Genomic DNA, 24,181 nt, shown 5'->3' on the forward strand with positions numbered 1-24,181 from the left:
CCTCATTTGGCGAACGTTTGTTAAGTGTCACCTGCTATTCGTAAAGACTTTGTGAAAATCTACTCAGTGATCGGTGAAAGCCGACCCTCCGGCACGTGGCTACGGCCGTTATTCGATGCAAACGATGCCATCCCGTGAATCGTCTAAATAACCCCATCAGGTCTGGTCCGCGCTGCTCCTGGGTCTGAGTGGATGCGTCAATGGTGATCACCTGTCCCGCCAACCTGTATGAGCAGCGCCCTTGAGCAGCCCCCCTGCTTCGATTTGGCTAACCACATCTTGCCGGTCTAATGATGTGCGAATTCGAACTCACAAACCCACGCTGGCAAGATTCAACTAGACTTTAAACAGAGCCAAAAAATGACTCTCCCGGAGGGTCAAGTGAACACCCGCTGTTTTCTTGTGGCGATGCTGCTGGCGATAAGCACATCGCTGTTCGCAGCCGACGCCGTCGTGCTGATAGCCCCCAATCCTGTCGGGATCTGGCTGATCACCTTTGGCGTTGCGTTTCTGATCGCCGAAGCGGCAGTGCCCAACTACGGCGTGATCGGCTTGGGCGGGATCGTTATGTTTGTCGTTGGCGCCATCGTTTTAAACAGCACCGAGGTCCCCGTGCCCTTGATAGTCGGACTGGGGCTTATCAGCGCGCTGTTGTTGGCATTCCTGCTGATCCGTGCGTTGAAAACCCGACCGCGCCATACCGTCAGCGGGGATGCCGGGCTGCTGGGCAGCGTAACCCCGATCACCCGCTTGCAAGCCGGCGATGTCTACAGCGGCTGGGTGCTCCTGCAAGGTGAGCAGTGGCAGGTGCTGAGCGCTACGCCGCTACAAACGGGGCAGCGGGTAAAAGTGACGGCGCGCAAGGGACTATTGCTGGAAGTGACCGCCGCTGAAATGGCACTGGATGGAGATTGATCATGGGCCTGCAATTGGGTTTTGTCGCGCTGCTCCTGCTGGCAATTGTGCTGGCCGCTGGGGCCTTTCGCATCCTGCGCGAATACGAACGCGGCGTGGTGTTCCAGCTCGGGCGCTTCTGGCAGGTCAAGGGACCCGGTCTGATCCTGCTCATTCCGGTGGTCCAGCAGATGGTCCGGGTCGATTTGCGCACGGTGGTGCTGGACATCCCTGCGCAAGACGTCATCACCCGGGACAACGTTTCGGTCAAGGTCAACGCCGTGCTGTACTTCCGTGTCCTGGATCCTCAGAAAGCCATCATCCAGGTCGAGGATTTTCTCATGGCCACCAGTCAGCTGGCTCAGACCACACTGCGGGCGGTACTGGGCAAGCATGAACTCGATGAATTGCTGGCTGAACGGGAACGCCTGAACTTCGACATTCAGCAAGTCCTCGACGCCCAGACCGATGCGTGGGGTATCAAGGTCGCGAACGTTGAGATCAAACACGTTGATCTCAACGAATCGATGATCCGCGCGATTGCCAGACAGGCCGAAGCCGAACGTGAGCGCCGGGCCAAGGTCATTCACGCCGAAGGCGAATTGCAGGCTTCGGAAAAACTCATGCAGGCTGCCGAAATGCTTGGCAGACAACCCGGCGCCATGCAGCTGCGCTATATGCAAACCCTCAGCTCCATTGCCGGCGACAAGAGTTCGACCATCGTCTTTCCGTTGCCTATTGAATTGCTCAAGGGCATGGCGGAGCTGTCATCCGGAGAGTCTGGCCACGGTAAAACCTGATGTTGAGAACCTCGTCAGACAGCTGTGGGCTATAAGCTGAGTTGCTAACTTATAACCCACTCAAGCCCTTTACTGCCCAGCACGAACCTTGGCGATTTCGGCATACATCATTTTCACCAGGCTGCCATCAAGCTCTTTGGAGAACTTCTCGATCACCGGCTGCACACGCTCACGAAAACGGTCTTTCTCTTCGGGTGAGATGTCGTTCACCGCAACGTGCTTCTCCAGATTGCCTCGCGCTTTTTCCATGCTCTGCGCAGTGACCTTGCGCTGGAACACCTGAGCCTCTACGGCAGCGTCTTTTATTAATTTCTTTTCATCTTCATTAAGACGATCCCAGGTTTTCTTGCCGATGATGAAGGACTGTGGATTGAAGATATGGCCCGTCACCGACAGGTACTTTTGTACTTCGTAGAACTTGCTGCCTTCGATCACCGTAAACGGGTTTTCCTGGCCGTCAATGGTGTGCTGCTCCAGGCCGGTATACACCTCGGGAAAAGCCATCGGCACGGGGTTGGCGCCCAGCGCGGAGAACGTTTCCAGATAGATTGGCGATTGGATCACCCGAAGCTTCAGGCCTTGCATGTCTTCCAGTTTGTTAATGGGGTGTTTGCTGTTGGTGATGTTACGAAAACCAAGGTCCCAGTAACCCAGGCTGATCAGCCCCTTGCTGTCCAGTTGCGCGGCCAGATTCTGACCTACCGGGCCATCGATCACCGCGTGAGCTTCTGCCACATTGTTGAACAGGAATGGGAAGTCCAGCATCGCGAAGTCCTTGGCCTGGGCGGCCAGGATGCCGGAGTTGAGCACGGTCAGGTCCAGCGTACCGCCCTGCAATGCGGACACGGTTTGCACATCGCCGCCCAGGGTGCCACCCGGGAAAAGTCGAACTTTGATCTTGCCGCCGCTGCTTTGGGTCAGCAGGTCGGCAAATTTCTGGGCGCCCTGCCCTTGCGGGTGTTCTATGACGTTCTGGAACGCAAAGCGCAGGGTTCGCTCTCGAATCTCCGCCGCGTGGCTGGCCATACTGCCCAGCAACAGGCTTGTTGCACAGGCACCCGCCAGCAGGGATTTCATGATTTTTTGCATGTCACTCTCCATATTGTTTTTAGAAGTCGAATTACTGGGATGCTCACCGAGATCAACCGGTGAAAAACTTCAACGGCACGAGAACCAGCGAAGGAAACAGCACTAGCAGAAACAGCACAACGAACTGGGCCAGCATGAACGGCCAGACACCTCGAATGATCTCGTCCATACGTATCTTCGACACACCACACACCACATTGAGTACCGTACCGACGGGGGGCGTGATCAAGCCAATGGCGCAGTTGATCAAGAAAATTACGCCGAAGTACACCGGATCAATACCAGCCATGACGACGGCCGGCATCAACACCGGCGTCAGCAGCAGGATGGTCGGCGTCATGTCCATCGCCGTGCCAACCAGAATCACCAGGAGCATGATGACCATCAACAACATGGTCGGGTTATCCATGAAGGGTGCGAGTAGCCCCGCCAGTTGTTGAGGCAACTCGGCGATCGTCACCAGCCATGACGACACCATGGCCGCCGCCACCAGAAACATCACCACCGATGTGGTCTTCGCTGAAGCCAGAATCAGGTCATACAGCTGGTTGACCTTCAGCTCCCGGTAGATCACCAGCGATACGAACAGCGCATAAACCGCCGCAACCACGGCCGCCTCAGTGGGGGTAAAGATGCCGAACTTCAGGCCGAAAACGATGATCAGTGGCAAGCCCAGCGCCCAGCTGCCGTCGACCAGGGTCCCCATGATCTGGGCCAGGCTCTGTTTGGCAGGAGGCGCAATGTTCTCGCTGCGGGAAACAAACCACCAGGCAACTGCGAGCGCGACGCCCAGCATGAGTCCCGGCACGATTCCAGCCAGAAACAGCTTGCTGATCGATACGCCGGACGCGACGCCGAAGACGATGAATCCGATGCTTGGCGGAATCACTGGCGCGATGATCCCGCCCGCAGCGATGAGGCCAGCCGAATGCGCGCGGTTATGCCCGGCCTGAATCATCATCGGTACCAGCAGCGCGGCGAGCGCGGCCGCATCGGCCACCGCCGAGCCTGACAACGACGCCAGCAGGCACGAGGCAATGATTGCCACATAGCCCAGTCCGCCGCGCTTGTGGCCGACTAACGCCATGGCGATATTGACGATGCGTTTGGACAAGCCGCCAGCATTCATGATCTCGCCAGCCAGCATGAAGAACGGCACCGCCATCAACGGGAAGCTGTCCGCGCCGTTGAGCAGGTTCTGCGCGATGATCTGCGCGTCGAACAGGTCCAGATGCAGCATCAATGCGACACTGACCAGCAGCAAAGCGAAGGCAATCGGGATACCCAAGGCCATGGTGCCGATCAGCGAACCTAGGAAAATAGCCAGGGTCATGGGTGAGTACTCTTGGTGGTGGACTGCTGTTTCTGGATAGTGTCGATCTCCTGCGCTGCGTCACTGTCCCTGACCATCACCAACTCGTCATCGCTCAGCTTGCCGCTGACCACCCGATACAACTCGTACATGAGAATTGCGCCGGCGCTGGCACCAAATACCAGGCCTGCGGCGTAGAACAGCGCCATGGACAAGCCTGATGCGGGCGCCACGACCTCCAGGTTGATGACTGCCTGCTGCCAACTGCCGCTGAACACCAGCCAGCAGATGTAAATCATCAAGACGTGCCCTATCACCAGGCAAATGCGCTTGCCGCCAGGGGGCAAGCGCCTGACCAGACTGTCCAGGCCCATGTGCGCCCGCTCCTTCAGCGCGACCAGTGCACCGAGAAAAATCATCCAGACGAAAAACCAGCGAGACAACTCTTCAGAGACACTGATCCCTGAGTTGAACGCATAGCGCAGTACCACGTTGCCGAAGACCAGCACGATCATCGCGACCATGCACAGCACAATCAGCAACTTCAGAAGTTTGAAATACAACCCCACGATTCTTGTCATTGCCTACCTCGAAAATGCCCCGAAACCGAAATGCTTAAAGCGACGCCGCAAAGGCAAAAACAGGTCTGACTCCCGTAGATGCCCTGTGCCTTATGGCTGCGTTAAAACAAAACTGCGGGCGAACGGCGACCGCGCGGAACGGGTGGCGTGGTAGAACGCAGAGGAGAATGGGGAAGATGAACAGCGAGCAAGGTCTGCTGCATGGGAGGGCCTCTATCATTTATTGTTGTTTTCCTGGCGATGACAATCCAGGTGTGGGGTTAAAAATGTACTAACTGGTTAATACGGTCAACATCCAAATAGGGATTTGAGGCCTGGAGCTGATAAAGCGTGCGATTAACGATCACTTTTCAGGTAGATTTGTTTCAACTTGGTGACGCAGTGGTCGGTAAACGTTTCCAGGATGGAGCGTGCGCCAGCAGCTTAGATTAAAGCTTTGCCCTTTGCGGTCGACGACTACCCATTGAAGAATGGTTTTTATAACCTTGCGAAGGAGCAGCGGGATGCGGATGTTCAAGGCTTTGTATGAGTCCATCGAAATGCAATGTTTCGATTCACTCACCAAAAAACTCTCAAGCCTTTTCCTGCTTGTCGTCGTCAGTGGTCTGCTCTACTGGGTAGCCTTGAGCATTCGTGCCGATATCGTTCAACAACTGCACACCTCGCAGCTGGATGCGACCGTGCTGGGCCAGATTGAAGACAGCTTGAGCTCGCTCAGCAACGCGATCCTGTTCAGCACATTGTTCACGCTGTGCATGGTCAGCTTCCTGGTCTGGTATTTCCGCCACCTGATCGTGCGTCCGGTCACGCATATGACCAAGGTCCTTGAAGAAATTGCCAGCGGCAGCGGCGACCTGTCCAAAGATCTGCCGCTGCTGACCCATGACGAAATTCGCGGACTGGCGAGCACCTGTAATCGCTTTCTGGGCAAACAACGGGAAATCATCAGTACCATCCAGGCCCTGACTGTGCAAATTGCCGTCGAGTCGGCTCGTTCCTTGAAGAACATCAGCGATTCCAGCGACAGCGCGACCCATCAGGCACGCTTCGCCAAGGAAGTGATGGACCAAAGCAACATGGCGGTGGGCAATATTCAGGAGGTTTCGCAACAGACTCAAGGGATCTCCAGCACCACGGCACAGAACCTGAGCATGGCCCGCAACTCCTATGCCGAACTGCTGGAAGTCACCGGCAACATCAGTGAGATTTCCAACAACCTCAACGAATTCAGTACCCTCGTTTCTGCATTGAACCAGCGTTCATCGAGCATCAAATCCATCGTTGGCCTGATCCAGAAGATTTCCTCGCAAACCAATCTGTTGGCGCTTAACGCTGCGATTGAAGCCGCACGTGCAGGTGAAAGCGGACGCGGCTTCGCGGTTGTGGCGGATGAAGTGCGTACGCTGGCGCAGAACGTCAGCAAGGCCACTGACGATATCTCGCAGAACATCGACGCCATGCTGCTGGAAGTCGGCTCCACCCATGAGCAAACCGCACACATCAGCCATAGCGCCCGGGAAACCCGCAAGGTCGTCGAGCGCGCCTCTGGTCATTTCGAGACCATGATCGGCGACTTCGAGTCCACCAACGGCAAGCTTGCCGACATCGCCGAACACATTCAGCAGTTCGCCGAGAGCAATACCGGCATCAACGAGCGCGTCACCCGGATCTACGCCGACAGCCAGTCCATTGATCAACGCATGGTGCTTTCAGCCACGGCGACCCGCGACCTGTTAGGCGTCGCCGAACGGGTGCAGACGATGCTCGGCAAATTTGTCCTGGGCCATGGCGCGCTGGATGCGGCGATTACCCGGGCAAGCGAATGCCGCGATACCCTTCAGCTGCGCTTGGCGGTAATGCAACGCGAAGGACTCAATCTGTTCGACCAGAGCTATAAACTGATCCCCAACACGGATCCCAAGCAGTACATGACCAGCTACACCGAACGCTTCGCGCAGGCGTGTCAGGAAGAATGCGACAAGCTGACCAAGGGCACAAAAGGTGGCAAGGTGTCGTTCATCGTCGACAACAAGGGCTATTGCCCGGTCAACAACAGCTGGGTTTCGAAACCGCCAACCGGCGACCGCACTGTCGACCTGCCCGTCTGCCGTAACAAACGGATGTTCAGCGACCCTATCGGCCTGCGTGCAGCGGGGAATGTACAGCGCTTCCTGCTCCAGACTTACCTGCGCGACACAGGGGAAATCATGACCGAGATCGACGTGCCGTTCTTCTTCGACGGCCGCCATTGGGGCAACCTGCGCATGGGCTTTGATGCGGCGGTGTTGCTGGCGGAATAAAAGGCGTAAGACTGGCTTTAGCCGGGAGGGCGAAAGGTCTGACAACGCAACTGCTGCGAATGTATCGGCCTCCTCCCGGCTAAAGCCGGTCCTACGCAGACTGTGTGAAAACGTGACGAGCGAAGGCAAGACAAGGCAAAAACAGGCGGAAAAGCGGAGTCTAGGTGTTCTAAATGAGCATTTTCCGCCTGTTTTTAACGCAGTATTGTGTGCGTAGCGCCGAAGGTCGCCCAGCCTGCAGTAGTTTTCACACAGTCTGTACGGGTTGCGTGAGGATCAACACGGTATTTACACGTGTCACGTTACTGGCCTCAATCGCCGACGTGCGTCACCAAATGGTCATGCATCGCCCGTTCGGCACCGCTGGCATCGCCTTGTTTGATGAACTTGAGAATTTCCTCATGTTCAGCGATGGTCAGTTCGCGAGCCTTGGCCCTCAGCATTTCCTGGCGATAGTCAGCCATCCATTCAAGAATGGCGCGAGAGATTGCCGAATAGATGGGATTGCCTGAAATACGCGCGATTTCACCGTGGAACTCCATGTCGATGGTAATGAAGTCTGGGCTGTCCTGGAATTTGTGCATGTTCGCGACAATGGCTTCCAGACGCGCAATATCCGCTGGCGAGGCTTTCTGGGCGGCAATCTTGACCAGGCCGGTCTCAAAAAATGTCCGGGCCTGACGAAGATGGTCGACATTGGAGGCCGAGCTCGACAATAAATGGCGGGCCGCGAGATCAATCTGGCCGATCATCGAGTGCATGTCGACCTGCCCGACTTTGGCCCGCTCGCCATGCTGGATGGTGATCATGCCCATGCCCGCCAGACGCTGCATGGCTTCGCGAACGACCGGGCGCCCTACCCCGAACGTCTCCATGAGTTCTCGCTCGGCGGGCATTTGATCGCCAGGCTGAAGATTGTCTTCCTCGATCAGGCTAAGCAGCTGCTCAAAGACCACATCGGAGAGCTTCTTGCGTTGGATCAGGCGCTTTTTTATCTCGGGCATTGCGAAAAGTAGCTCCAGGCAAAGGCATTACGGTAGACACGACGGCCACCATTATAAGCCAGCCTTGAGCACAGCATTGCAGTCAATCACCACCCGGCCCCACACAAGCTGACATCGGGCCGAGTGGTGTTGCACCTGACTGACTGGATCAAGCCGCGTCAGCTTTGACCTTGCGCACGGCATCGATTTTCAGCATGCGCGCGATGATAAGGTCCAGTTCTTCCTCATCAAAAATGCTTTTCCAGTCGGGTTTGATGATCTTTTCGCGGCCGTAGTCGATGGCAATCATGCACGCATCGGAAAACGGATTGGTGCTGCGAAATGCGACGGCCAGGGCAATCTGGATATGCCCGTAAAGCATGGCTTTTGCAGCGGCTTCGGGCACGCCGATACGGTTGATGGTTTCATCCAGCGCTTCTTTCATGAAGGTGCCGACCATACAGGCGACGGTCTCCACCAGAGTGGGTTCGAGATACGCCAGTTGTTTTACCGTCACCCAATGCACGACACCGACCGGCCCGTACATGACAGCGATGATATTGGCCAATTCCGAACGCTGTTTATCATTGCCGCTCTCGAATGCCGCGCAAACATCCTGCACAGCGGCATTGCCGCCGAAGGCATCGGCATGTTCTTCCTTGGTGGTGCGCTCCAGAAATACCGAAGGATGGCAGGGATGCGCTACGGCTTGGTGGATGTTTTCCCGTTGGGCCAACAAGCCTGCATAAGAAGCAGCTGGATCAAGGGTCAGCAAAATTGCACCGCTTTTCATCTGCGGCACGATTTGCGCGGAGACTGCCTCAAGGGCTATATCCGGAACGGCAAGGATCACCACGTCGGCTTGCGGCACCACTTCATTGGTGGCGGAAAGTTCGCGTCCTGCCGCCACGATTTGTTCTTGCGCTCGGGGAGAATTCTCGCAGTAAGTCACGCTGTAATGACTGGTCTGCAGATTGGCGGAAATACGCATGCCCATCTTGCCGCCAGCGCCAACAATGGCGATTTTTTTGAGTTCGTATGTCATGGGGTCACTCCTCACTCTGTTTTGTATTTAGATAGTTCAGGTTGTGTCGAGTCCATTGATCTTCGAGCGCGCATGTAGACGCCGCATCCTGCTCCCAGGGAAGCCAGTGCTCGATGATCTGATTGATCTGTCGTTCGTTGGGCCGAACCCTGGCTTTCATGTAGTCGTAGTCCAGCAAGCCCTCGCCCATCGGGCAGCCGGCAAAGGTGAAACCGACCCAACCGTCGCGCCGGGAAAAACTGAAATCCTTCACGTGCAGGTTCAGCACCCGCTTGGCCGTCATGTCGATGACCTGGGTCGGATGCTCAAGCGCCGCAACGCAGTTGCCAGGGTCGAGGCAAATGCCTAGCCACGGGCTGTCAACGCGTTCGATCGCATCGAGAATGGTGCGGGTCGGAACCTGTTCGTAGGTTTCCAGGGCCAGCTTGACGTCCTGCTCGACAAACGCCGGCATGATCGCCTCCAACAGCGCGAAAGCCTGATCAGGCGTCGGCTTGCTGGTGTTGCTGTTGAACATGCTGCGCAGCAGACGAACATCGAGAATCGCTGCGTATTCAAGGTATTTGCGCAGATGGGCGGTTTCCAGGCCGCGCGTGCCCAGCTCCAGGGTCAGGCCAAGCGCGTCGGCTTGCTGCTTCAGGTCACGCAGTTGAGTGACCGAAAAAGCTTCCAGCCCTTTGTAGTCGCAGATCTGGAAAACACTCACGCCCAGCGCTGCGGTGTGTTGCAGCATCGCGGGTAGATCGAGCGGATTGGGCACCCGCTCGCTGGCGCGCCAAAAGAACGAATAAGTGCTCAGGCCGATTGCCATTGGGCGCCCTCCTCTATCAATACCCGACGGGACTGCGCCAGCGACCGCGCTTCACCGAGAATCGCTGCAAAGGCATCGGGTTCATGGGCAAAGCGGCCGAGGAACAGGCCATCCACGTGAGCACCGAGCTGCGTCAGCAGACCGGGCCCGGCGCTGCCGCCATAAATCACCCGGGTATTTTGCAGGCCGGTATCAATGCAGTGCTGACGCAGCGCCGCGCACACTGCGCTGATGTACTGCGGCGATGCAGGTTGCGCCGCACCAATCGCCCACTGGGGTTCATAAGCAACGATCAAATCACCCGACAGGCCGGCGCCATGGGCACGGTCCAAAGCCGCAGTCAGTTGTTGCGCGCACAGTCTGGCGGCCTCGGCGGGCAGACTTTGGCGGTCTTCGCCGATGCACAACACCGGAGTCAAGCCATTGCGCCAGGCCGCTGCGGTTTTGTCGGCAATCTGCTGGTCGGTTTCGGCAAAATATCGGCGGCGCTCGGCATGGCCGATTTCCACCACGTTGCAGCCCATCTCCTTGAGTACTTTGGGGCTGACTTCCCCGGTGTAAGCGCCCTCGTCTGCCCAAAACAGATTCTGGGCGCCGACCAGGGCCAGGCCTTCAAATATTTCCAGGGCTGGAGCCAGCATCGGGAAGCTGGGGATCACAAACACCTGGACCTCGCCATTGCGGATGCTCGTCTCTCGCTCCAGCAGCGCCGCGATGGATCGGCTCCATTGCAAGGTTTGCTGGAAGCCGAAATACATCTTCAGGCTGACGCCCAGCGTGACGATGGGCGCGTTCATCGGGCGCTGACTCGCTCGTATTCGTTCAACGTCTGCACTTTCTGCGCAGAGGCCGAGCCCTCGTCGAAGCGGTAGGTCAGCCATTCTTTGAGCAAGCGGCGCGCGAGTTCCAGGCCGATGACACGCTGGCCGAAGGTCAGCACCTGAGCGTTATTGCTCAAGATGGCGCGTTCGACGGAAAAACTGTCGTGGGCGGTCACTGCGCGGACTCCGTGCACCTTGTTCGCGGCGATGGCAACACCCAGACCGGTGCCGCAGATCAACAGCGCCCTGTCCGCATCGCCAGCAGCGACCATCTCTGCTGCGGCGATGGCAACCAATGGATAGGACGTATGGCTTTGGCTGTCGACGCCGACATCCTTGATCAATTCCACCAGCGGATTGGCGAGCAAATCACGCTTGAGGGCTTCTTTGTACTCAAAACCGGCATCGTCACAGCCGATCACGATTCGTAGTTTGTCACTCATGGACTGTCTCCTTGATGCGGCTGGAAGCGGCAGGCGCGCCAGCCAGCATTGCCGGCTTGATCGCATTGATAATCAGGGAAAGGGAAAACGCGCCGGCGTCCACAGTGCCCAGGCTTTTTTCTGCCAGCGGCCGGGCGCGACCGATCCTGGGGCGCAATTGCGCGGTAGCGGCGGCGGCTTGTTCGGCAACGATGGCTGCAATGCTCCAGGCTTCCGGCAGTTCCAGGCCCTGCGCTGCAGAATCCACCAGCGATTGAGAGAACGGCACGAGGACGTCGACCAGGGTCTTGTCGCCAACCCGGGCTTTGCCGAAATGCATGATGCCTTCGCTGGCCTTGCGGATTCCTTCGGCGACCGTTGCCGCATCCGGGCTGCGCACGTCACCCAAGGAATTCCCCAATGCAGTCAGTGCAACGCCCCAGATCGCCCCGGACGTCCCGCCCGCCTTGTCCGCCCAGGCATCGGCGGCAAAACGCATGACAGTCCCTGCGCCGGCGCCCAGTTCCAGGACTTCGTGGGCCTTGGCAACCGCAGCACTCACGCCACGCTGCATGCCGATGCCATGGTCGCCATCACCGGCTACGGCATCGATGCGGCCTAACTCCTCGACGTGGGTCAAGACCGTGTGCCTGGCGATTTCCAGCACTTGCACCACGCAGCGTGCCGAACGCCTGGACCTGGCACTGGCCTGGGGAATGATCTGCTGCTCGATGGGTTGCAGGTCGAGTTCATTCAAAGCTTCGGCGATTTGCAGACTGCCCTTGCGGTAAGCCGGTGTTGAGGTAGGCGCGCGCCAAAAACGTTCCAGTTCTTCGTCGAGCCAGCACAGGGTCAGCGAGACCCCGGCCATGTCGAAACTGGTGACCAGTTCGCCCACTTCGGGCTCGATCACCGTCAGGCCGACGTTTGCCAGCAACTGCGCCACACGCCGGTAGACCACAAACAGTTCTTCGTACTTGACGCTGCCCAACCCATTGAGAATGACCGCGACTCGCTGGCCTTGAGGTTGAGTGATGCCGACAGGCAACTCCTTGAGCAACGAACCGACCAGCAATTCAGCCAGTTCATCAGCCGTTGGCACCGGGCCCTCATCGATGCCAGGCTCACCATGAATGCCCATGCCCAACGCCATCTTGCCGATGGGCACTTCGAATAGCGGATGTTCCGCGCCAGGCAAGGTGCAGCCGGAGAAGGCTACGCCCAGCGAGCGGGTTCTCTCGTTGGCATGCCGCGCGACGCGCACCACGTCGCTGAACTCATAACCTGCTTCTGCCGCCGCACTGGCCGCCTTGAAAACCACCAGATCTCCGGCGATGCCGCGTCTTTTGTGAATCTCGTCAACTGCCGCGCTGGAGATATCGTCGGTGACCGCGATGACTTCGCAGGGAATGCCTTCGGCGTTAAGCCGGTCCTTGGCCAGGCCAAAATGCAGGACATCTCCGGCATAGTTGCCATAGCCGAGCAAAACACCCCCGCCACGCTGAGCAAGTTTGGCGACGCCGTAAATCTGTTGTGCCGAAGGTGATGCGAATAGATTGCCCATGACTGCGGCGTGAGCCAGGCCTTGCCCGACCAGCCCGGCGAACGCCGGATAGTGGCCTGAGCCGCCACCAATGACGACAGCCACGCAACCTTCAGTGCTGCGAGTATTGCGCACTACGCCTCCAGGAACCTGGCGCACCATGCTCGCGTGAGCGGCAACAAACCCTTCGACAAGCTCGCCGGCAAACGCAGAAGGCTGATTGAATAAACGAGTCATTGGGAGTCTCCTTATTGCTGCGCTGGACGTGCAGGCGTCAGCCCATCGACCGATAAGCGACGCTGGCTGCCCAGGGCGACCATCAGCACCGCAGACATGAGCATCAAACCGCCGACCACGAACATCGGCACGGTGTAACTTCCGGTCGATTCCTTGAGCGCGCCGGTGATAAAGCCGGCCGAGAACCCGGCAACGTTGCCCACGGTATTGATCAAAGCCACTGCGGCAGCGGCCGATGCACCGGTCAGAAACTGCGTAGGCAACGTCCAGAAGTTAGGCAGCGCGGCGAAAATCGAGCAGGCCGTGATGGTCACGACGGCCACCGTGGCGGTTGGCGAACCCATCGCCAGTGCCAGGGGAATGCTGACGGCACCGGTCAACGCTGGCAGCGCGATATGCCAGGTGCGGCAACCGCGGCGTGTTGCGTCGCGGGACCAGAGGTACAAGACAACGGCTGCCGGCAGATAGGGAATCGCGGTGATCAGGCCTTTCTGCAACACGGTGAAAGTGGTGCCAAACTGAGCCTGGAAGCCGCCGATGATGGTCGGCAGGAAAAACGCGAGTGCATACAGGCCGTAGATAAAACCGAAGTAGATGAAACACAGCACCCACACCCGACCATTGAGCATGGCGCGGCCGACGCTGAGATGACTGGAGTTGGCCTGGGTTTGCTGCTGTTCGATTTCCAGCTCAGCCACCAGCCATTTCTTCTCTTCTGCGTTCAGCCACTTGGCCTCGGCCGGACGATCAACCAGATAGAACCAGGCAATGAACCCGACCAGAATCGCTGGCAGCGATACGCCAAGGAACATCACGCGCCAGCCCGCCAGGCCGAACAAGCCGTCGTGACCGATCAACCAGGCTGCCAGCGGCGCGCCGATCACCACGGTCAACGGTTGGGCGAGATAGAACAGCGCCAGAATCTTGCTGCGATAGCGTGAAGGCACCCACAGACTTAAAAACAGGATCGCGCCCGGAAAGAAACCGGCTTCGGCAATCCCCAGCAGGAAGCGCAGCGTGTACAGCCCTTCCAGACTGCTGACCCAGGTGAACAACAGCGACACCACGCCCCAGGACACCATGATCCGGGCCAGCCACTTGCGTGCGCCGAACTTGTGCAATGCCAGGTTGCTCGGCACTTCCAGCAGGATGTAACCGATGAAAAAGATCCCGGATGCCAGGCCGAACTGGGCAATGGTCAGCCCCAGATCCTGGGTCATGCCGTTGGGACCGGCGAAGGAAATTGCGGTGCGGTCGAGGAAGTTAATGAAGAACATCAAAGCAACAAAAGGAACCAGTCGCAGTGAGATTTTGCGGATAGCTGATTTCTCGATACTGGGAGATGCGGAGACCGTGGGCATGTCATTTCTCCGGCTCATCTACGGCCTGTCGCAAGCGCGGTTCAAGGCTTATGTGATGAGATGATTTCTTATTATGGACGCTATAAGGCAGCCTCCAAACCTGGGTCAGCTGCGCAACGATGCGATCTGACCTGGCTGAATTTTTAGCATGGGTTTTTTCATTTGTATACTGGGATGATGGTATGACGACTGGACAATTTTGAATTGTCTGGCAAGCGCAACACTACAAGCCGCGAGCTTGAGCCTTCGCGGCTGCGATTGATCTTTCATCCAGAAGTGATTTTCTGCTGGTTTTTCGGACGGCGCTGGCACGGTTGTAAGTTTCGCCCGTGAATCAGACCCCTCGTTAGTGTCAGATCCACCGCGTCATCGTTCTTTGCGGGCAAGCGTCGCTCCAACGAATTGGATTTCAGCAGGTATCAGCCCGTTGGAGCGAGGCTTGCCCGCGAAGCCGATTTTTCAGGCTCGAACTCGATCGAAAGTACAAGCCCCGCTCTAACCGGGTGCGCTCAAAGCCGCACGTCGAAGCAGCAACCGTGGGGAACCCGGCTGTGCAGCGTCACGCTCCAGCCTTGATGAGCGCAGATGCGTTGCACCAGGGAAAGACCCAGCCCGAGGCCTTCTCCGCGTTGTTCATCGCCGCGCACGAACGGCTGGAACATAGCCTGTTGTTTCTCTTCCGGAATGCCAATGCCACTGTCTTGAACGCTGAAACCCTGTGGGTCCAGCGTCAGGCAAATGAAGCCCTCGTCCGTGTAATGCCAGGCATTGCGCAGCAGATTGCTCATGACCGAATGCAGCAACGTCGCGTTGTACAGGTCAGGCAAAGGTTCACCGGGCTCGTAGCGCAGGACAATGCCCTTTTCTTCAATGGGTTTGCGCCATATGTCCACCAGCTCATCGGCGGTCGCTTTAACAGTGGCGCGCGGCCCGCGTCCGGCTTGATCGCTCTCGATTCGCGCCAACAACAGAAAGGTTTCCACAAGCTGCCGCATGCCTTCGCTGGCGCGCGCAATACGGGTCACCTGGGCGTGTGAGCGCGGGTCCAGATTGGGGTTTTCCAGGAGCAGCTCGCAGGAGCTGGCCAGCACCATCAATGGCGTGCGCAATTCATGGCTGACATCGCTGGTGAACAGCTTTTCGCGGCCCAGCGCGGCGCGCAGTCGTCCCAGGGTTTCATCAAAGGAAACCGCCAGTTCGCCGACCTCGTCCTTGGCATATTCAGGTGCCAGCGACGGCGCCAGCTCCAGTATCTGATCCCGATGGCGCACCTGGCCAGCCAGCTTGACGACCGGTGCCATGACTCGTTGTGCGAGCAGACGCCCGAGCAGCAATGCCAACAAAACGCTGAGCACAAAGCCCACGAACACCACGCCGAAAAGGATTCGTTCGCGCTTCACGCTACTGCGCTGGTCGCGCAGCAATACGTAACTGCGCCCGTCGACCGAATCGACCATGGCGTAATAGGACTTTTTGCCTCGCACAAAGGTGTGGAAACCTGGCGTCAGCTGTTTGAGGTCATCGGCCATGGCCAGATCACCTGCCCCGCCCTCAACGTAGAACCGCGAATTTTTGTCCGGACGATGACTCCAATTGGCAGCATCCTCCATGACCAACAGGCGATGCAGATCGCCGCCGAGAGATAAAACGGTGAGTTTTTTCTCGACAAAATGAACCGTGACAACAATGCCAGCGGCAAAGACGACAGCCACCAGTGTGCTCATCAGCGTGAATACAATCACGATTCGCTGTTTGAGACTGTGTTTGATATCCATGAAATTTCCGATCAATGCATGCCGCTTGGACACAAGACAGGCGCGCATTATCAGAGGGGGAATGTCGTTTTTTCGTCAACGCGTGAGGGGTCGCAGGCAAACGCGGTTCAGTGATCACTGAAACCGCGTTGCAGCCGCACTTTAGATGGGTAGCGCGCTGACCACGCGCAATGCCAGACCTTCATAAGCGTCCAGTGTGATGGTGAACTCGCCTTGCTCGGTCAAATCGCCTTCGACCCGCTCGTTGATGATGTCTACCACGGGGCCCGGCGCTACGTCAGTCAGATGCAATGTCTCGACGATGGGCTCGGAACTGAAGTTCAGCGCGGTAATTTGCGTACCTTTCCCGGCCGGCAGTTCGTGGACCATGATCAGCAAGCCAGGATGCTGCACATCCGGAATCAGGATCTGCTTGCTTGCCGCGATGTCGTAGGCGCGGCGCACGGAGAGGATTTTCTTCAGCTGTGAAGCGAACGAGTCCGGCCGCTTGAGCTGATCGACAAGGCTGCCATACAGCGTCTTCGGACGCGGCATGTTGCCAGCGGAAAACTCCGCTTCAGGGTCCAGATCGACCAGGTCATAGGCGCCGCGATGGATCCAGCGCGTATCGCCATCCTGCATCAGGTGCTGAACCTGCTCGGCTGGCAGCGTCAGCGCACCCACCAGATCCCAGCCGGACAAGGCAAAGACACCCGGTTGCATGGCGTTGAACATCACCAGAAGCAGGTGAATGTGCTGGATCTTCAGAATGTCCGCGTCGGTGATCGTATCCAGATCGCGAATGCCCAGCGCGGCGGTAATGATGCTTGCCGTGGTGCACGCCACGCCATTGGTGACGAACTTCAGGTTGTACGGCGCGTGCTCGCCGGTGAGGCGTTCGTACATCTCTTCGCGAATGTGCTCGCGCAGGATGTTGCCGGGGAAGGTCTGGCCTTGGTAGTGATAGGTGTCATGGGCATGCAACGTCCAGAAATGCACCAGTTCCAGGGTCAGTTCATCATGGTTTTGCAACGCATGAATCAGCGACGCCGGGTCAATGCCAAATGCATGCACCTGACGCAGCATCAGCCGCAGAAACTCGGTATTGCCGGTGAGCAATGCGTGCTGATAGGCCGGGCGCGTGATGAAGTCGTAGGACAGATCCGCGCCGCCGTGGGACATCGAGGCGATGTCATCCAGCGTCAGGTTCAACTCCTGGAAGCTGAAACCGCCCGCCTTGCGAATCGCACCGGCCAGCAACTGATTGCCGGTGATGGACAGCGGATGGCTTTCCGACCAGGCATTGCCCTCGGCCTTGCGCTCCACGCCCAGAAAGCCGTTGGCGTCCAGACGCAGTACCCGCGCGCCCATGACATCGATGGCATGCAAGGCATCGCCGATGATCATTTGCTGTGCGGTAAAGCTTGGGTCGAGCCAGTTCAGTGAAGGCTGGCCGTCCTTGAAATAATGCAGATACACCCAGCGTCGCGCCTTGCCATCCACGCCCTGGACGATGCTGGTCGCACTCCAGTCGGTCTCTTTGACGCCGGGTTCGAAGAAGATCACCCGCTGCAACTGGCCGACGATGTAGTGCTTGTCTTTCAGCTGATCAACGACTTCAGGCATCAGATTGACCGCATCGCGACCAGCTGGAATATCCGGCAGCAAGTGCCAGTCTTCCTCGCGAATCTCCACCATATGGTAAAGGCCGGGGTAATCCTCATAGGCCATTTCCGCAAGGCGGAAATCCGCGCCCTTGCCGGTATGCGAAGGAATCACGTCATCGATCATCACTGCGTTGTGCGCAGCAGCAATACGGCTGAGATTCAACAACTGCGCTTCGGTGCCCAGGTCCGGGTCGATGCCGAAGCTGATGCGGTCGAAGTTACCGTCGATGCTGGGCGTACGCTGGCGCCCTTGCAGGCCGCCAGAGGTTTTCAGCGGGCCGTTATGGATGCCCTGAATGCCGATTTCGGACAGCGCGTGCCACAGGGTTTCATCACCCAAGGCTTCCAGAACGGAACCACCTTCGCGGGTGACAATGGACGCCGGATAGGCGGTGAACCATACAGAGGCGATGGCTGAAGCGTCGCGCGGCCGGGCCTCGGCGAAGGGGCGCTGCCAAAGCCTGCCCTGCCCCGAATACAATTTGGCCCGTTGTTTTGCCGCGTTCAGCATCGATTGCTCTACCAGCCAATCCACGTATTGCTTGTCCGGTGTGGTCATAAATTCCGATCATCCGCTTCAAGTGAACCGCGCCGAAACTGCGATTCTGCTTCTAAATACCTATTGCTATGAGCCTCGCTGGCGCCAAACGTTGCATTTTAGTTTTCAGTCTGCGGGGCGCGTGGCTTGCCTCAGCGCGTCGAGAACCGCGTTGGCGGCGTTGGACATCAGCGAGACTGGCCGGGCAATCACGCTGATCCGCCGCTCGACTGTCACGGGCAGTTGCATGCAAGCAAAACTGCCGTCATTGAGCGGCAGCAGTGTGCGAGGCAGGATCGACATGCAATGCCCTTTCTTGACCAGATCCAGCAGCGTTTCCACGCAACTGAGTTCGCCACGATGGCTGAGACGGACCTGGGCACTATTCAGCTGATGGTGCAGCGCCTCGACACCCGCATGCCGCCAGGCCACATAACGCACGGTTTCCGCCAGCTGAGTAAACGTCGGCTGAATGCCGGGTGGGTGGTTTGCCGTCACCAACATATAGGTGTCCGCCCAGTGCAGGTGTTCCAGATAATGATCGTCGAGCGCCGTACTCGGCATGATCACGATGTCCGCCACGTCCCGTTTCAGATTATCCAGCGAGGGGTTTTGCTCGCTGCCATGCACTGCGGACAGGGAAACTTGCGGGTGGAGTTTGCCGAGCGATGCGATGCACGCCGCCAACGCGGTTTCTTGAATGTGAGTGAAATAGTGGACAGTTACGCGACCATTGATCTCATTTTTTTTAGTTGCTCAAGGGTTGCCAGCATCATTTCCAGAGTACGCGTGATCACTTGTCCATCCGGCGTCAGCGTGCAGCCGGTACGGCTGCGTACAAACAGACGCTTGTTGAAGAACGCCTCGACTTCCTTGATGGCATAACTGATGTTCGATTGGCTGCAACCCAGGACAGCGGCGGCCTCCGAAAAAGAGCCCTGCACGGCGACGGTCTGAACGACTTTGAAGAAGTGGGTTTTCATTTTCCTGAACTCTGGCGTGAGCGATGGTTGGCGCGGGCGCGATTGCACGAGGCGCAGGTCACGTTTCCAGCCGCCAGGCACCACCCAAAAGCAACGGCGGACTGGCTTTGTTTCGGCAGCTCGGGGGTTCATCAGGAGAGACTTGCGCGCTGCTTGCTCCGTACCAGAGCCATTGATAACGCGGCGAACGCGGTACGACTGTCAGCGGCGGCACGCATTCAGACCGGCACTTTCCGAAAAAACGGTGGGAAACGTAACGCGGATCGGAGCTTATGAATTCATCAGGTGAGGTTTTCCCGGTCAATCCACAGGCTGGCGGTCCCTGTCAGCCTCGTGGATCAATGACTGAACCCATCAGTCGTTTTCAGTCCAGTCGAAGTCCAGCTGCAAGGCGGTACGCTCCGCCAACTCGCGGCTGTGCAGGCGCTCGACCATGTGCAGGCTCATGTCGATACCGGCCGAAATGCCGGCAGAGGTCACGAACGCGCCTTCATCAACCCAACGCAACGTGCTCAGCACATCCACGGCCGGGAACATTTCCTTGAGGTCGTTGATGTCTTCCCAATGCGTGGTGACCTGCTTGCCAGCCAGTTTGCCAGTCTTGGCCACCAGGAATGCGCCGGTGCAGACGGCTGCGATCACCCGCTCCGGCACGGCCTGGCCGCTGATCCAGCGGATCACGTCAGGTTTATCCAGTTCGGAGGTGATCACCCCGCCCGGTACCACCAGGCAATCCATGACCGGGTGATCATTGATGGTGTAATCCGGATCGACCTTCAAACCGGCCCGGGCGCGGACCGACGACAAGGTACGGCCGATGGTAAAAACCGTGAACAGCGGACGTTCGTCGCGGCTGTTGCGCTGGTGCATGCGGGCGGCGGTGGTGAATACTTCGTAAGGGCCTGCGAAGTCGAGGACTTCAACGTCGTCGTAGACGTAGATACCGATGTTGATTGTCACGGAAAAGGACTCCCGGGCGGCTTGCGCGACCTTGGTCAAAGGGTCAGGTTCTGGCCTGATTGCAGCGCTCAGGTTAACCAGTCCATTTGCACTGAACTACTGTCGGAAATGCCAATATCCGGTAACATCGCGCCATGAAAAATCATCTTGTCGTCGCGCTTATCTATAACCAGCTGTGCACCTTCGAATTTGGCTGCACGGTCGAAGTGTTTGCCTTGAAAAGGCCCGAACTGGGCGTGACCTGGTATGAGTTCGCCACCTACTCGGTGGATGAAGGCGCGATCACGGCTGCCGGGGGCATCACCATCGTGCCAACGCCCGGCGAAGTGCTGCTGGAAAACGCCGATACCATCATCGTGCCGGGCTGGCGTGGCGTGGACTGCGAAGTACCGCCCAAGTTGATCGCTCAATTGCAGGCCGCCCATGCGCGGGGCGCGCGGATCTGTTCGATCTGCACTGGCGCGTTCGTGCTGGCAGCGGCCGGATTGCTGGAAGGAAAACGAGTCACTACCCACTGGCGCTATACCGACATGCTGGCCAGCATGTATCCCGAGCTGACCATCCAGCCCAATGAGCTGTATGTCGATCAAGGCCAGATCGTTACGGCGGCTGGGTCGGCGGCGGGGCTGGACATGATGTTGCACCTGGTGCGCACCGATCACGGTGCCCGGGTGGCCAACATGGTCGCGCAGCGCATGGTGATTCCACCCCATCGCGAAGGCGGACAGTCGCAATATGCGTCACGCCAGTTGGTGTCGGCCAGCGACGGGCCGATATCGAACCTGATGGACTGGATTCGCGGCGATCTCAAACACGCCCACAGCATCAAGGAAATGGCGGACCGGGCAGCCATCAGCACGCGCACGCTGCACCGAACCTTTATGGAAAGCACCGGTTTGACACCGTACGACTGGATTCTGGGTGAGCGAATCGCCTATGCCAGAGAGCTGCTGGAATCTTCCAACATGCGTTTGGCCGAATTGGTGGACGTTGCCGGTTTCGGCTCCGAAGAATCGTTTCGTCGCCACTTTCGCAACCTGGTTGGCGTCAGTCCCAGCAGCTATCGCAAGCAATTCGCCAGGGTCTGAGGTTTATCCTTCGTCGTACAACGCATTGACAAGTGCATCGGCAAACCAGCCCCAGGCGCCGGTCACAGCGGTATTGGTCAGTGCGGTCAGACTGATACCTGCGACCGGATCGACCCAATAATGACAGCCGTATAATCCGCACCACGACCAGGTTCCAGGCCCCTGCTTGTGTCGTGCCAGCCCCGGATCGGTCAGCACCATCGGACCCAGACCAAACTTCCAGCCTGGACCCCGGTTGCTGATCGGCAGGTCGCCAATGGCATTGCTCAACAAGCTTGCGGTACTGGCCGGACTCAACAACGGCGCGCCGCCTTCCCGCAGGCATTCCAGCAACTTCAGGTAATCTCCGGCCGTACCGATCAAGCCCGCTCCTCCGGATGGATAAGCCTGCGGATCAGCCACGCGCGTTGCTGACAGCCGGGCTTCGCCATTCTCGAGTTCGAGGACATCAGCGCGGCCGATTCGCAGCGGCTCACGAGCGGAATCCCGATAAGCAACAGCCAACGATTGATTGTCGGTCGCAACGAACCCGGTCGCATGCATCGCCAACGGCTGCGTCACCCAGTGTTCAATGGCTTGCGGGAGTGACACGCCGCTGGCCTGCTCGATAATCGCGCCGACCACATCCGTCGCCAGGGAATAACCCCAGGCTTCGCCGGGTTTGACCAACAATGGCACGTCAGCCAGACGGGTCAGATTGTGTTGCAGGTCAAAGCCCGCGTGATCCAGGCCATCCGACACCCCTGCCCGCTCATAGGCGTTACCGACGGGCTGCTCAAATCCGTATGACAAGCCCGCCGTGTGCGACAGCAGGTGACGCAAGGTGATGGTCGCTTCTGCGCCATCGGCCAAGCGTGGTCGGAAGTCCGCAAGCCAGCGTGTAATCGGCTCGTCCAGCGACAATCGCCCCAGTTCACAGAGCCGCAACGCCAGCACCGAGGTCAGCAGTTTGGTCAGTGACGCCAGGCGAAACTGCGTGTCTGGCGTCACCCGTCGCCGGTTTTCCCGGTCCGCCCAGCCCCGCGCCGAAGCGAAGCGCAGTTCGCCCCGCTCGGCGACCAGTAACATCCCGCCAACGAGGCGTCCCGATTCGACAAACTCTTGCCAGACCCCGGCCAGTCGCTTGACCCTCGCAGTGTCGATCATCGGCATGGATCAGTCGCCCGCGACAGCACGACAAAAAATCCCGGCATAAGTCTGCGCCGAATGCCGTATCGGATTGGTGTGCGAACAGCCATCCGCAAAGGCCATACGTCCAACCAGCTCTGCGTCGCGATCATCAATGCCCAGTGCACTCAAGGTATGGGGGATGCCAATCTGTTCGCGTAAGGCCAGAACCCAATCCAGCACAGCGGTAAATCCCGATCCGGGCAAACCCAGCGCAATGGACAGCGCCTGCATCTGCGGGCCGAGCGCGGTTTGATTGGCCCGCAATACATAAGGCAGCAGGATCGCATTGAGCAGGCCGTGATGCTGATCGTACAGCGCGCCCAAGGTCTGGGCGATGGCATGCACGCCGCCCAAACCGCGCTGGAATGCCACTGCGCCAAGGCTTGAAGCCACGAGCATTTCCTGGCGGGCATGCAGGTCTGTGCCATCCGTGACCGCCAGCGGCAGGAACTGCTTGATCAGCTGCATGCCTTTGACCGCCACGGCCTCGGCCATGGGGTGATAAACCGGCGAGCAATAAGCTTCCATGCAATGCGTCAAGGCATCGATGCCAGTCGCGGCCGTAAGGTGTTTGGGCAAGCCCAGGGTCAGATTGGCATCGAGAATCGCAATCCTCGGCATCATCCGGCTATGCAGGATGGTGCGTTTGACCCGCGCCTCTTCATCAGTGATCACCGACGCTCGGCCCACCTCAGAACCGGTGCCTGCCGTGGTCGGCAAGGCAATGATCGGCGCGATACCCGCTGGATCGGCGCGCAAGTGGTTCTGGCCAATGTCCTCGAAATCCCACAGTGGCCGGCTCTGCCCCGACATCAAGGCAATGGCCTTGGCGGCATCCAGCGCTGATCCGCCGCCAAATGCAATGACGCCGTCATAAGCGCCAGCCTGATAAACCGCCAAACCGTCGGCAACGTTGCGTCCGGTCGGGTTGCCTTTGACCTGATCGAAAAAGCCGCAATCACCCAGGGTGGCCCGGCATTCAGCCAGCGCGCTCTGAATCATGTCGGTGCCCCCCAAAAACCGGTCGGTGACCAGCAGCGGCCGGTGCATGCCGATGCTCTGGCACGCCTGGGCCAGTTCGCTGACCCGCCCCGCGCCGACGCGGATGGAGGTCGGGTAATTCCAGTCATTACTGTGCATGGTTGCAATCCTTGAATCGGTTGAATGAAGTCGCTTGAATCAGGCAGGCAATAAACCGAGCAGCAGGCGCAGACCAAACGCGATCATGAACAGACCGGTAATGATGTCGATGGCCTTTTTCATGCGCTGATAACGCTGTTGCACCGCCGGAATCGAGAACAGCGTCGCCAGCAAGACAAACCAGGAAATCGCCAGCACGGCGATGATCGATACCCCGGCCGTGCGCACCCACATCGGCAGGCCCGGCGTGGTAACGGTGGTGAACACACTGGTGTAAAACGCCAGCGCCTTGGGATTGGTGAGGTTGGTCAGCAGCCCGAAGTGATAGGCCCGGCGCAGGCTGCCGATACCCAGCGCGGCAATGTTGCGCGGTGCGGGCTGGCTGCCGGCATTGCGCAGGCTTTTGCTGCCCAGCCAGGTCAGATAAACGCCGCCCAGCAGTTGCAAGGCCGGTTGCAGCCAGGGCAATTGCTGAAACATCAGGCCCAGACCGGTTGCCGCCAGCAGTGCCCAGATGATGCTGCCCGAGGCAACGCCAAGCCCGGCGCAGATCCCCTGTTGCCGGGACTGACTGAAGGACAGTTGGGTGATGACCAGAAAGTTCGGGCCAGGACTGATAATCAAGACAATGAAAGCGCCGGCGAGCGCCGTCAGCAAAGTGATCTCGGACATAGAGATGATC

The 24,181-nt window shown here is 58.4% G+C and carries 22 protein-coding genes; 4 read left to right on the plus strand and 18 right to left on the minus strand.

Annotated elements, in window-relative coordinates; translation table 11 throughout:
- Nucleotides 1–381: 381 nt before the first annotated feature.
- Nucleotides 382–915, plus strand: coding sequence for an NfeD family protein (locus tag AABC73_RS14480; RefSeq protein ID WP_341524143.1), 534 nt, complete (start codon nucleotides 382–384; stop codon nucleotides 913–915).
- Nucleotides 916–917: 2 nt separating this feature from the next.
- On the plus strand, nucleotides 918–1,694 hold the full coding sequence (locus AABC73_RS14485; protein WP_341524144.1) for a slipin family protein: 777 nt from the start codon (nucleotides 918–920) through the stop codon (nucleotides 1,692–1,694).
- A 69-nt stretch (nucleotides 1,695–1,763) separates the two neighbouring features.
- Here the strand turns inward: AABC73_RS14485 and AABC73_RS14490 are convergent, their stop codons facing one another.
- From AABC73_RS14490 to AABC73_RS14500, 3 genes are read right to left on the minus strand one after another with little or no spacing between them, the layout of a single operon-like run.
- Nucleotides 1,764–2,783 (minus strand): TRAP transporter substrate-binding protein, encoded by a 1,020-nt coding sequence (locus AABC73_RS14490; protein WP_341524145.1) that lies wholly within the window; start codon nucleotides 2,781–2,783, stop codon nucleotides 1,764–1,766.
- A gap of 52 nt (nucleotides 2,784–2,835) precedes the next feature.
- Complete coding sequence (locus AABC73_RS14495; protein WP_341524146.1) at nucleotides 2,836–4,116, minus strand: TRAP transporter large permease subunit; 1,281 nt, start codon at nucleotides 4,114–4,116, stop codon at nucleotides 2,836–2,838.
- Complete coding sequence (locus AABC73_RS14500; RefSeq protein ID WP_341524147.1) at nucleotides 4,113–4,676, minus strand: TRAP transporter small permease; 564 nt, start codon at nucleotides 4,674–4,676, stop codon at nucleotides 4,113–4,115. Before AABC73_RS14500 ends, AABC73_RS14495 begins: the two co-directional genes overlap by 4 nt.
- A 503-nt stretch (nucleotides 4,677–5,179) precedes the next feature.
- On the opposite strand from AABC73_RS14500, the gene AABC73_RS14505 reads away from it, so the two are divergent.
- Nucleotides 5,180–6,976 (plus strand): methyl-accepting chemotaxis protein, encoded by a 1,797-nt coding sequence (locus AABC73_RS14505; protein WP_341524148.1) that lies wholly within the window; start codon nucleotides 5,180–5,182, stop codon nucleotides 6,974–6,976.
- Nucleotides 6,977–7,287: 311 nt separating this feature from the next.
- Here AABC73_RS14505 and nanR read toward each other — a convergent pair whose 3' ends face one another.
- The 12 genes from nanR to AABC73_RS14565 all read right to left on the minus strand — a co-directional run bounded on the left by nanR (nucleotide 7,288) and on the right by AABC73_RS14565 (nucleotide 20,101).
- On the minus strand, nucleotides 7,288–7,980 hold the full coding sequence (gene nanR / locus AABC73_RS14510; protein ID WP_341524149.1) for a transcriptional regulator NanR: 693 nt from the start codon (nucleotides 7,978–7,980) through the stop codon (nucleotides 7,288–7,290).
- 148 nt (nucleotides 7,981–8,128) lie between these two features.
- Nucleotides 8,129–9,004 carry a phosphogluconate dehydrogenase C-terminal domain-containing protein gene (locus AABC73_RS14515; protein ID WP_341524150.1) on the minus strand — a complete coding sequence of 292 codons (876 nt, stop codon included), beginning with the start codon at nucleotides 9,002–9,004 and terminating at the stop codon, nucleotides 8,129–8,131.
- 4 nt (nucleotides 9,005–9,008) lie between these two features.
- Nucleotides 9,009–9,815: a sugar phosphate isomerase/epimerase family protein gene (locus AABC73_RS14520; protein WP_341524151.1), complete on the minus strand. Its 807-nt coding sequence runs from the start codon at nucleotides 9,813–9,815 to the stop codon at nucleotides 9,009–9,011.
- On the minus strand, nucleotides 9,800–10,612 hold the full coding sequence (locus tag AABC73_RS14525; protein WP_341524152.1) for a triose-phosphate isomerase family protein: 813 nt from the start codon (nucleotides 10,610–10,612) through the stop codon (nucleotides 9,800–9,802). The genes AABC73_RS14520 and AABC73_RS14525 overlap by 16 nt, the downstream gene beginning before the upstream one ends.
- Entirely contained in the window at nucleotides 10,609–11,079 is a 471-nt protein-coding gene (locus tag AABC73_RS14530; RefSeq protein ID WP_341524153.1) for a ribose-5-phosphate isomerase, read from the minus strand. Before AABC73_RS14530 ends, AABC73_RS14525 begins: the two co-directional genes overlap by 4 nt.
- Nucleotides 11,072–12,838, minus strand: a complete 1,767-nt coding sequence (locus tag AABC73_RS14535) for a dihydroxyacetone kinase family protein (RefSeq protein WP_341524154.1) — start codon at nucleotides 12,836–12,838, stop codon at nucleotides 11,072–11,074. Before AABC73_RS14535 ends, AABC73_RS14530 begins: the two co-directional genes overlap by 8 nt.
- A gap of 11 nt (nucleotides 12,839–12,849) precedes the next feature.
- Complete coding sequence (locus AABC73_RS14540) at nucleotides 12,850–14,199, minus strand: MFS transporter (RefSeq protein ID WP_341519774.1); 1,350 nt, start codon at nucleotides 14,197–14,199, stop codon at nucleotides 12,850–12,852.
- A 509-nt stretch (nucleotides 14,200–14,708) separates the two neighbouring features.
- The gene (locus AABC73_RS14545; protein WP_341519775.1) at nucleotides 14,709–15,974 is read right to left on the minus strand and encodes a HAMP domain-containing sensor histidine kinase; all 1,266 of its coding nucleotides are present in this window, start codon (nucleotides 15,972–15,974) and stop codon (nucleotides 14,709–14,711) included.
- Nucleotides 15,975–16,115: 141 nt separating this feature from the next.
- Entirely contained in the window at nucleotides 16,116–18,179 is a 2,064-nt protein-coding gene (gene treS / locus AABC73_RS14550) for a maltose alpha-D-glucosyltransferase (RefSeq protein ID WP_341519776.1), read from the minus strand.
- A gap of 105 nt (nucleotides 18,180–18,284) precedes the next feature.
- Nucleotides 18,285–18,845, minus strand: coding sequence for a LysR substrate-binding domain-containing protein (locus tag AABC73_RS14555; RefSeq protein WP_341519777.1), 561 nt, complete (start codon nucleotides 18,843–18,845; stop codon nucleotides 18,285–18,287).
- Nucleotides 18,846–18,880: 35 nt separating this feature from the next.
- Nucleotides 18,881–19,141 (minus strand): LysR family transcriptional regulator, encoded by a 261-nt coding sequence (locus AABC73_RS14560; RefSeq protein ID WP_341519778.1) that lies wholly within the window; start codon nucleotides 19,139–19,141, stop codon nucleotides 18,881–18,883.
- A 354-nt stretch (nucleotides 19,142–19,495) separates the two neighbouring features.
- Nucleotides 19,496–20,101, minus strand: coding sequence for a DJ-1/PfpI family protein (locus AABC73_RS14565; protein WP_341519779.1), 606 nt, complete (start codon nucleotides 20,099–20,101; stop codon nucleotides 19,496–19,498).
- A gap of 134 nt (nucleotides 20,102–20,235) precedes the next feature.
- On the opposite strand from AABC73_RS14565, the gene ftrA reads away from it, so the two are divergent.
- Nucleotides 20,236–21,189, plus strand: a complete 954-nt coding sequence (gene ftrA, locus AABC73_RS14570; RefSeq protein WP_341519780.1) for a transcriptional regulator FtrA — start codon at nucleotides 20,236–20,238, stop codon at nucleotides 21,187–21,189.
- Between the two features lie 3 nt (nucleotides 21,190–21,192).
- Here the strand turns inward: ftrA and AABC73_RS14575 are convergent, their stop codons facing one another.
- Genes AABC73_RS14575 through AABC73_RS14585 form a run of 3 tightly spaced genes read right to left on the minus strand, consistent with a single transcriptional unit; the run spans nucleotide 21,193 to nucleotide 24,171 of the window.
- Complete coding sequence (locus AABC73_RS14575; RefSeq protein ID WP_341519781.1) at nucleotides 21,193–22,341, minus strand: serine hydrolase domain-containing protein; 1,149 nt, start codon at nucleotides 22,339–22,341, stop codon at nucleotides 21,193–21,195.
- 3 nt (nucleotides 22,342–22,344) lie between these two features.
- The gene (locus tag AABC73_RS14580) at nucleotides 22,345–23,499 is read right to left on the minus strand and encodes an iron-containing alcohol dehydrogenase (protein ID WP_341519782.1); all 1,155 of its coding nucleotides are present in this window, start codon (nucleotides 23,497–23,499) and stop codon (nucleotides 22,345–22,347) included.
- A 39-nt stretch (nucleotides 23,500–23,538) separates the two neighbouring features.
- Entirely contained in the window at nucleotides 23,539–24,171 is a 633-nt protein-coding gene (locus AABC73_RS14585) for a LysE family transporter (RefSeq protein WP_341519783.1), read from the minus strand.
- Nucleotides 24,172–24,181: the final 10 nt, after the last annotated feature.

This window comes from Pseudomonas sp. G.S.17 (assembly GCF_038096165.1).
In the GTDB taxonomy this organism is placed as follows: Bacteria; Pseudomonadota; Gammaproteobacteria; order Pseudomonadales; family Pseudomonadaceae; genus Aquipseudomonas.